The sequence below is a fragment of the Streptomyces sp. NPDC004788 genome (genome assembly GCF_053601115.1).
In genome coordinates this window covers 23260-30326 of record NZ_JBSGBF010000096.1, presented here as the reverse complement: position 1 = coordinate 30326, position 7067 = coordinate 23260, and the positions used below count along the sequence as shown (strand labels likewise).

Sequence of the window (7067 nt, the reverse complement as noted above, 5' to 3'; positions counted from 1 at the left end):
GCCGCGTCATGGCGCCCGGCGGTCACGGCGGCCTCGTACCGGGCCCGTTCCTCGGCGGTGAGCCGGGCGAGCAGGGCGCGGGCGGCGTCCAGCTTGGTCCGCACGGCCGCCTTCTGCTTCCGCAGCTCCGCCTCGTGCGCCTTCAACTCGCGCAGCCGGTCCGCCGAGCGGGCGCGCAGCTGGCGTACGGCGGCGAGCTCGCGCCGTACGGAGGCGATGGCCGCGGCCTGCCGGTCGCCGGCCTTCTCGGCGAGGGCGGCCCGCTCCAGGTACTGGTCCGGGTCGGAGGTGAGGACGAGCTGGACCGCCGGGTCGAGGCCGCCGGAGCGGTACTGGGCGGCGGCGACGGCGCCGAGGGCGTCGCGGGAGCGGTTGAGCCGCTCGGTGCGGCGGGCGGCCTCGTCGCGCAGCCGGTCGAAGGCGGCCCGCGCCTGGCCGGCCTGCTCCTTCGCGCCGTTGTACTTCTCGGTGGCGACCTCGGCCTCCTCGTACAGCCGGTCGACGTCGGCCTTCACCTGCGCGGGGGTGGGGCGGGGAGCGGCGTGGCCCGAGCCCTCGAAGACGGTCGCGGTGGCCGCGGAGGCGAGGGCCAGCGTCGCGGCGGTGCGGACGGCCGGGCCGCCGAGCGGGGAGTGCCTGGGCTTTCGGTGCGCTGCCACGAGGGCGGTCACATCCTCTCCCTGTGGGGGACGCTGCCCGCCGGGGCCGGCGACGGCCCGCACAGGGGAGACGGGCCGCCGCCGGTTTTCTCGGCGGGGGTGGCCGACGACCGCCGGGCTGCGGCGGAGGTGGGGAGTCGGCCACCTGGGTGAGGACGCTAAACCTGGCTGACGACGGCGAGCGGGAGTTGACCGCTATTGGCGCCAGATGTCGTTCCGGGACCGATCCCGCCCGGCCGGCGTGAGGTCAGGCGGTGCTTCCGACAGCCGCCTGACCGAAGCCCAGGACAAGCTGGACCCGCCCGGAAGGCGGTGCTATGGCCCCGGTTAGGCTCCGCCCCATGGACGTACTCATTCATGTCTTCGTCGCCCTGCACATCATCGGAATCGGCGCGTTGCTCGGCGGATTCCTCACCCAGATGAAGGCGATGGGGGCCGGTACGGCCCGCTTCACCCCGGCGATGCTGCACGGCGCCCTGACCATGCTGGTCACCGGCGCCGTCCTGGTCGGCATCCACCAGGCCGAGGGCCACACCCTGAACAACATCAAGATCGGCATAAAGATGGCGTTCCTGGTCGTCATCCTCGGCCTGGTCTACGTCAAGCGCGACGAGGAGCAGGTCGACAAGGCCCTCTTCGGCGCCGTCGGCGGCCTGACCGTGGCGAACATCCTCATCGCCACCCTCTGGGTCTGAGCGGGTCCGGGCCCGCGAGCCCTCAGGCCGGGCGCACCGCCCCGTAGATCGGCATGTAGTAGATCGACTCCTCGCGCACGTACGCGCCCGGCTTCGGCGCGTGGATCATCTTCCCGTCGCCGATGTAGATGCCGACGTGGCTGATGTCGTCGTAGAAGAAGACGAGATCGCCGGGGAGCAGATCGGCGGTGGCGACCCGGGTGCCCACCTTCACCTGGTCCCAGGTGGTCCGCGGCAGGTCGACGCCGGCCGCGCGCCAGGAGGCCTGGGTGAGGCCGGAGCAGTCGTACGAGCTCGGGCCGGTCGCGCCCCACACGTACGGCTTGCCGATCTGGGCGCGCGCGAAGGCGAGTGCCTCGGCGGCCTTGGTCGCGTACGAGGAGCCGGAGGGCGGCGGCGTGGTGGGAGACGTCGTCGGGGTCGGCGTGGGGGTGGGCGTGGCGTTCTGCTCCGCGCGCTTGCGGGCCGCCTCCGCCTTCGCCTGCTCCTCGGCCTTGCGGCGGGCCTCCGCCTCCCGCTCGCGCTCCAGCTCCGCGAGCCGGGCCTTCTCCTCGGCCGTCAGCTTCGCCAGCAGGGCGCGCGCCTCGGCGAGCTTGTGCTGCACGGTCTGCTTGCTGGTGCGCAGCGCCTGCTGGGACGCGGTCAGCTCCGCCAGGCTGCGGGTCGCCTCGGTCCGCTCCTTCGCCGCCGCGGCGCGCTGGGACTCGTACTCCTGGACGGCCGTGCCCTGCCGCTCGGAGAGCCGGTCCATGAGGTGCCGCTGCTCGAAGTAGTCCTGCGGGCTGTCCGCGAAGATCAGGGTGGCGGTCGGGCCGACGGCGCCGGCGCGGTACTGGGCCGCCGCGTACGAGCCGAGGGCCCGGCGCGAGACGTTGATCTGCTCGGTGCGGCGGGCCACGTCGTCGAGGATCCGGCCCACCTTGCGCCGCTGGCGGTCCGTGGCCTCCTTGGCCCGGTCGTACTCCTGTGTCGCCGCCCCGGCCTCCCGGTACAGCCGGTCGACCTTCTTCTGGATCTCCTCGACCGTCGGCTTCGGCGCGGCGGGCGCGGCCTGCGCCTGTGCGGGCAGCAGGGCGACGGAGGTGACGGAGGCGAGCGCGGCCGTCGTGACGCCGACGGCGGCGGTGTGGGGGCGGGTGGGGCGCGGCTTGCGATGGGATGCCAAGGCCGGCATCTCCTTCCGTGGACGCCGACCGGTGCGGGTGGGGGTTCGGCGTGGGCCGCCCGCTCGGCGTGGTTCGCCGACGGAAGCGAGGGGTAGGGGACGGGCCGCTTGGGCGAGCACGCTAGCGAGCCGTGGGGCGGGTGGGAAGGCCGGTGCGCCATATGTCCGATACGTTTTCGTGACCTGAAGCGGACCGTCGCCCTCCGTGAGTCCGCGGTCACTTCCGGGGACTTCCGGGGACGGGGGCCGACTGTCAGTCCGGCGCCCTAGACTCGATAGGCGATGAGCAACAGCCTCTTTGACGACAGCTTCCTGGCGAGCCTCCAGCCCCACGCGGAGGAGCCCCCGCCCCTCCCCGAGGACGACCTGCACGGCGCGTACGACGACGAGCACGGCGCCCCGGCCGCGGAGGAGGTCCCGCACGACCTCTTCGGGGACCACTTCGACGCGCCCCCGGCCGGGCGGGACGCGTACTACCGCGACGGCGCCCACCGCCCCGTCGTGGACCCCGCCGCGCTCCTCGACGGGCTGAACGAGCAGCAGCGCGCCGCCGTCGTCCACACCGGCTCACCCCTGCTCATCGTGGCCGGCGCGGGCTCCGGCAAGACCCGGGTGCTCACCCACCGCATCGCCCACCTCCTGGCCACCCGGCACGTCCACCCGGGCCAGATACTGGCGATCACCTTCACCAACAAGGCCGCCGGCGAGATGAAGGAGCGCGTCGAGCAGCTCGTCGGCCCGCGCGCCAACGCCATGTGGGTGTCCACCTTCCACAGCGCGTGCGTCCGCATCCTGCGCCGTGAGTCGAAGAAGCTCGGCTTCACGTCCTCCTTCTCGATCTACGACGCCGCCGACTCCAAGCGCCTCATGGCGCTGGTCTGCCGCGACCTGGACCTCGACCCGAAGCGCTTCCCTCCGAAGTCCTTCAGCGCCAAGATCTCCAACCTGAAGAACGAGCTGATCGACGAGGAGACCTTCGCCGACCAGGCCGCGGACGGCTTCGAGAAGACCCTCGCCCAGGCGTACCGGATGTACCAGTCGCGGCTGCGCGAGGCCAACGCGCTGGACTTCGACGACATCATCATGACGACGGTCCATCTGCTCCAGGCCTTCCCGGACGTCGCCGAGCACTACCGCCGCCGCTTCCGCCACGTCCTCGTCGACGAGTACCAGGACACCAACCACGCCCAGTACACGCTCGTCCGCGAGCTGGTCGGCGAGGGGTACGAGGACCTCGGCGCGGCCGAGCTGTGCGTCGTCGGCGACGCCGACCAGTCGATCTACGCCTTCCGCGGCGCCACCATCCGCAACATCCTCCAGTTCGAGGAGGACTACCCGGACGCGACCACGATCCTGCTGGAGCAGAACTACCGCTCCACGCAGACGATCCTGTCCGCCGCCAACGCCGTCATCGAGCGCAACGAGTCCCGCCGCCCCAAGAACCTGTGGACCAACGCGGGCGCCGGCGCGCAGATCACCGGCTACGTCGCCGACACCGAGCACGACGAGGCCCAGTTCGTCGCCGACGAGATCGACCGGCTCACCGACGCCGGCGACGCCAAGGCGGGCGACGTCGCCGTCTTCTACCGCACCAACGCCCAGTCCCGCGTCTTCGAAGAGATCTTCATCCGCGTCGGCCTGCCCTACAAGGTCGTCGGCGGCGTGCGCTTCTACGAGCGCAAGGAGGTCCGGGACGTCCTCGCCTATCTGCGTGTCCTCGCCAACCCCGAGGACACCGTGCCGCTGCGCCGCATCCTCAACGTGCCCAAGCGCGGCATCGGCGAGCGCGCCGAGGCGATGATCGACGCCCTCTCGCTGCGCGAGAAGATCACCTTCCCGCAGGCGCTCAAGCGCGTCGACGAGGCGTACGGCATGGCGGCCCGTTCCGCCAACGCCGTCAAGCGCTTCAACACGCTCATGGAGGAGCTGCGCACCATCGTCGACTCGGGCGCCGGACCCGCCGTGGTCCTGGAGGCCGTGCTCGAACGGACCGGTTACCTGGCCGAGCTCCAGGCGTCCACCGACCCGCAGGACGAGACCCGGATCGAGAACCTCCAGGAACTCGCCGCCGTGGCCCTGGAGTTCGAGCAGGAGCGCGGCGAAGAGGGCGGCTCGCTCCCGGAGTTCCTGGAGCAGGTCGCGCTCGTCGCGGACTCCGACCAGATCCCCGACGAGGACGAGGAGGGCGCGGGCGTCATCACCCTGATGACCCTGCACACCGCCAAGGGCCTGGAGTTCCCGGTGGTCTTCCTCACCGGCATGGAGGACGGCGTCTTCCCCCACATGCGCGCCCTCGGCCAGACCAAGGAGCTGGAGGAGGAGCGTCGTCTGGCGTACGTGGGCATCACCCGCGCCCGCGAGCGGCTCTACCTGACCCGCTCGGCGATGCGCAGCGCCTGGGGCCAGCCCTCGTACAACCCGGCCTCGCGGTTCCTGGAGGAGATCCCGGCCGCGTATCTGGAGTGGAAGCGGACCGGCCCGATGGCCAAGCCCGCCGGGCCGACCTCGGGGATCACCTCCTCGCTGTCCTCCTCGCGCTCGCGCTCCGGCCCCTCGGGCTTCGCCACCCGCCGCACCAGCGACAAGCCGGTGATCTCGCTGCAGGTGGGCGACCGGGTCACCCACGACCAGTTCGGCCTGGGCACGGTCATGGCGGTGCAGGGCGCCGGCGCGGACGCGCAGGCCACGATCGACTTCGGCGACGAGAAGCCGAAGCGGCTGCTGCTGCGGTACGCGCCGGTCGAGAAGCTGTAGGCGCCGGCTTAGGGCTTGTGGGCGCACGGGCTTGCGGGCCGGCGGGTTTGCGGGCTCACGCGAAAGGGCCCCGGCCGCTTCGGCGGTCGGGGCCCTTTCGCGTACCGCGTGCGGATCAGCTCAGCGGGTCGAGGCCGTGGCTGCGCAGCCAGGGCAGCGGGTCGATCGCCGCGCCGCCGTTCGGCCGGACCTCGAAGTGGAGGTGCGGGCCGGTGGAGTTGCCGGAGTTGCCGGAATACGCGATGACGTCGCCGGCCTTGACCTGTCCGGAGCGGATCTTGGTGCTGCTGAGGTGGCAGTACCAGGTCTCGGTGCCGTCCGGGGCGGTCACGATCGCCATGTTGCCGTAGGCGCTGTTCCACTGGGTGCGGACGGTGCCGTCGGTCGCGGACATCACGGGCGTGCCGTACTGCACGGGGAAGTCGATGCCGGTGTGCAGCGACATCCAGTTGACGCCGGCCTGCCCGAACCGGGCGCTGAGCTGGTGCAGCGTCACCGGCAGCAGGTACTTGGGCCGCAGCGCCTCCTTGCGGGCCGCCTCCTCCTCGCGCTTCTTCCGCTCCGCGTCCTGGCGCAGCTTCAGGTCGATGCGCTCCTGGGTGCGGCTCGCACGGTCGCCGAAGTCGCGGGCGTCGGCGCTGAGCGCGGCGAGCTGGGTGTCCAGCTTGTTGTTGGCGGCGACCTGCTTCACGGAGGCCGGGTCGGCGGCGGCCATGGACGTCGTGTCGTCCCGGGTGTCGCCGCTGTCGGTGAGGCCGCTGACCGAGGCGGCCGCGATGCCGGCCACGCCCATCACACAGGCGGAGGGGACGGCGACGGTCAGGAGCGCGGAGCGCTTGGCGGGGGTACGGCGCCGGCCGCGGCTGCCACCGCCGGAACGGCGCACGGGGCGGGCCTGGAGTCCGGCGTCCGCGCCGGGAGCGGGGGTGGCGGCGGCGAGGTCGGAGTCGCCGTCGTGGTCGTGGTCGGCGTCGCCGTACTGCGCGTCGTACGCGGCAGCGAGGAGGTCCTGGTCGAGCTCCAGGGCCATCATGGTCTCGGCGTCGTGGAAGGCGTCGTGTCCGAGCGCCGGCTCGGCCTCCGGGGCCGGCTGCTGCTCGTACGGCTGCTGGTGCTGCTCTTGGTACTGCTGGTCCTGGTACCGCTGGGCCTCGTACGGCGCCTGGTACTGCTCCCCGTACGCCGCCGGGTCGTAGGAGTACCCGCCGGTGGACTCGGGGTTGTACTGCTGCGGGACGACCGGCTCGGCCGCGACCTGGTTCCAGGCGGTGGCGTCGTACGCGCCGGTGTCGTAGCCCGGCTGCGTCCACTGCGCGGTGGTGTCGTAGGAGGCGAAGGCGGCGGCCTCGTACTGGCCGGTCTGCTGGGCCTCGTTCCAGGCGGTGGCGTCCCACTGCGCGGTGGCGGTGTACGAGCCGTAGGAGTTCGTGTCCCACTGGCCGGTGGTGTGGGCGTGGTCGTACTCCGCGTACGAGGTGTACTGCGTGTGACCGCTCTGACCTGCGTCGTAACCGGTTTCGGCGTAGGCGCCGAAGAGGGGGTCGACGGCGTAGCTGCCTGTGGTCTGGGTGGCGTCCGTGCCGTACCCGGCGTGGGGGTGCTGGTCGTTCACCAACTTCTCTCTCGCCTCGACAGCAGGGGGTGGAGCTGGGTGGAGCGGGGGGTCAAGCAGTGGCGTGACTGTACCCGGCGGTACGCGGGGCGGACAATCTTCGGAGGGTTTCGAGCCGCCGGGAAACGGGCAATCGGCCGCGTTTCGGGGGGTAGCGGGGAGAGCTTTGGCTCTGTGTTCGA

General features: G+C 72.0%; 5 protein-coding genes. 2 read left to right on the top strand and 3 right to left on the bottom strand.

Translation table 11 applies throughout. The features are described from left to right. The coding region (locus ACWEJX_RS30805; protein ID WP_451610700.1) for a coiled-coil domain-containing protein at nucleotides 1–659 on the bottom strand (659 nt) is incomplete at its 3' end. A gap of 341 nt (nucleotides 660–1000) precedes the next feature. On the opposite strand from ACWEJX_RS30805, the gene ACWEJX_RS30800 reads away from it, so the two are divergent. Then, the gene (locus ACWEJX_RS30800) at nucleotides 1001–1354 is read left to right on the top strand and encodes a hypothetical protein (protein ID WP_403795632.1); all 354 of its coding nucleotides are present in this window, start codon (nucleotides 1001–1003) and stop codon (nucleotides 1352–1354) included. 22 nt (nucleotides 1355–1376) lie between these two features. Here the strand turns inward: ACWEJX_RS30800 and ACWEJX_RS30795 are convergent, their stop codons facing one another. Then, nucleotides 1377–2528 carry an NlpC/P60 family protein gene (locus ACWEJX_RS30795; RefSeq protein ID WP_451610699.1) on the bottom strand — a complete coding sequence of 384 codons (1152 nt, stop codon included), beginning with the start codon at nucleotides 2526–2528 and terminating at the stop codon, nucleotides 1377–1379. 273 nt (nucleotides 2529–2801) lie between these two features. On the opposite strand from ACWEJX_RS30795, the gene pcrA reads away from it, so the two are divergent. Beyond that, nucleotides 2802–5273, top strand: a complete 2472-nt coding sequence (gene pcrA, locus ACWEJX_RS30790) for a DNA helicase PcrA (RefSeq protein WP_451610698.1) — start codon at nucleotides 2802–2804, stop codon at nucleotides 5271–5273. A gap of 115 nt (nucleotides 5274–5388) precedes the next feature. Here the strand turns inward: pcrA and ACWEJX_RS30785 are convergent, their stop codons facing one another. Beyond that, complete coding sequence (locus tag ACWEJX_RS30785) at nucleotides 5389–6885, bottom strand: M23 family metallopeptidase (protein WP_451610697.1); 1497 nt, start codon at nucleotides 6883–6885, stop codon at nucleotides 5389–5391. Nucleotides 6886–7067 lie beyond the last annotated feature (182 nt).

Bases quoted from the DNA above. Each gene is read 5' to 3' on its own strand.
- ACWEJX_RS30800 (WP_403795632.1), top strand. From the start codon at position 1,001: ATGGACGTACTCATTCATGTCTTCGTCGCCCTGCACATCATCGGAATC.
- ACWEJX_RS30795 (WP_451610699.1), bottom strand. From the start codon at position 2,528: ATGCCGGCCTTGGCATCCCATCGCAAGCCGCGCCCCACCCGCCCCCAC.
- pcrA (WP_451610698.1), top strand. From the start codon at position 2,802: ATGAGCAACAGCCTCTTTGACGACAGCTTCCTGGCGAGCCTCCAGCCC.